This is a genomic window from Arthrobacter sp. Y3224198 (genome assembly GCF_059090025.1).
Window position 1 is genome coordinate 1 of record NZ_JBNHFG010000066.1, and the last position, 1,907, is coordinate 1,907.

Sequence of the window (1,907 nt, forward strand, 5' to 3'; positions counted from 1 at the left end):
GACGGCGGACTGGCCGCCTGGCGCGCCGCCGGACTGCCGTTGGAGGGCGGCCCGGTCACCCCGGCGCCCGGAGCGGCTGAGTTGTCCTGGGGACACATGCCGGTTGCCGGGATGCAGGACGTTGAAACGGTGGCCGCAGACGGCGTGCTGATCGATGCCCGTGCACCGGAGCGCTACCGCGGCGACACGGAGCCGGTGGACCCGCTGGCCGGGCATATCCCCGGGGCCGTGAACCGTCCCTCCACCGACAATCTCGCCGCGGACGGCTCCTTCCGGACCCAGGAGGAACTGCGGGAAGCCTTTGAGTCCATCGGCGTCCGCCCCGGTCGACCGGTGGCAGCCTACTGCGGTTCAGGGATCTTCGCCTCCCACGAGGTAGCGGCACTGGCGCAGGCCGGCATTCCGGCGGCCCTGTATCCGGGGTCCTGGTCGCAGTGGTCCAACACTCCCGGCGCGCCGGTGGCTACCGGTTCCGAACCCGGCGGTGCTGAAGAGCCGCTGGAAAAGGGGTAGCGTCGAATTATGTTTACCGGCCGACCCGTCCCGCCGCCGTTCCGGGCTTCCCTGCCCGCCGTCGACCGCACGGAGCACCATGAAGGAGAACCCATGCCCACCCTGTTCACGCGAATCATCAACGGTGAGATTCCCGGCCGTTTCGTCTGGAAGGACGACGAGGTGGTGGCGTTCCTGAGCATCGGCCCGCTCAGCGACGGCCACGTATTGGTGGTTCCGCGGCAGGAGATCAATAAGTGGACGGACGCACCGGCGGAGCTGATGCAGAAGCTCATCACCGTAGCCCGGGCCATAGGCGCTGCGCAGGTGGAGGTGTTCGGTTCGGAGCGGGCCGGCCTGACCGTTGCCGGGTTCGAGGTGGACCACCTGCACCTGCACGTCTGGCCGGCCAACTCGATGGACGACTTCGACTTCAGCCGGGCCGAGTCCAACCCGGATCCGGAGCGGATGGAGGCCAACGCCCAGAAGCTGCGGCAGGGACTCCGGGATGCCGGCTACGGGGAGTTCGTTCCCGGGGCCTGACCCGGAACCGGTTCAAATGCAGCATCCCGGTGCGGCCCGGTTCGTTTCCTCCGAAACGAACCGGGCCGCGTCTGTCTGTGGTCAAGTGATGCAAATGATCGATTTACCTGTTAAACGATTACGTGCGTAATTACTGTGGCCAACCTGTTTTCACTCACCAACAATGACGCCTGCTGGCGTCATCCGATGAGTGAGAAGGACCATGCAGAACCTCGAAAACAACACACGCAAAACACCTGAAACGGGTGGCAAAGCCAGGACCGCTGGAACCCGCCGGAACCGCAGGGGAACCAAAACGTCGCTGCTGACGGGAATTGCCCTTATGGCCGGGTGGGCGGTCGCGGCCGGTGGCCCGGCTATGGCCGACTCCGCAGATGGGGCCGGTGAGCTGGTCACGGTAGACGTTGATGAGAGTCAGACTGCTGAAACCGCTTTTTACTTCTATCGAAAAGTGGATCCGGATCTTCCTGCTGCCTGGAATAACTCAGGTCCCCAGACCCTATTGGCCTCACAACCCGGATCCCAGTTCATGTCGGGGCTTGCAGACCTTCTCCCGCCTGGCATCTGTGGGGAGGAATGGAAGAACTGGGCGGCTGCCGAGTACATGATTCAATACGAAGACTCATTTACCTGGCCCCAGACAATTTATCCTCCGGAATTTCCGGCGGGCGCAGAGCTGACCGACTACTACAACCTCAGCCTGAACGACCTGTGGATGGATTGCCCTGACCGCGAGGCCCCGTGGGACGTCCCGGCGGACCCGACAGTGCCGTCCGACCCGCCGACTGATCCGGTGGAGCCGAGTGACCCGCCGACTGATCCGGTGGAGCCGAGTGACCCGCCGACTGATCCGGTGGAGCCGAGTGACCCGC

Annotated in this window: 2 protein-coding genes and 1 pseudogene; all 3 read left to right on the plus strand. The window is 64.7% G+C overall.

The features are described 5' to 3' along the window. Positions 1 to 513 (plus strand): sulfurtransferase (locus tag AC5RUF_RS16285; RefSeq protein ID WP_494131286.1); only part of this gene is annotated, 513 nt, incomplete at its 5' end. A gap of 93 nt (positions 514 to 606) precedes the next feature. Beyond that, a complete protein-coding gene (locus AC5RUF_RS16290) occupies positions 607 to 1,035 on the plus strand; it encodes an HIT family protein (protein WP_494131287.1) in 429 nt (142 codons plus the stop codon). Positions 1,036 to 1,237: 202 nt separating this feature from the next. Next, positions 1,238 to 1,907, plus strand: a pseudogene (locus AC5RUF_RS16295) (hypothetical protein); the annotation flags it as partial.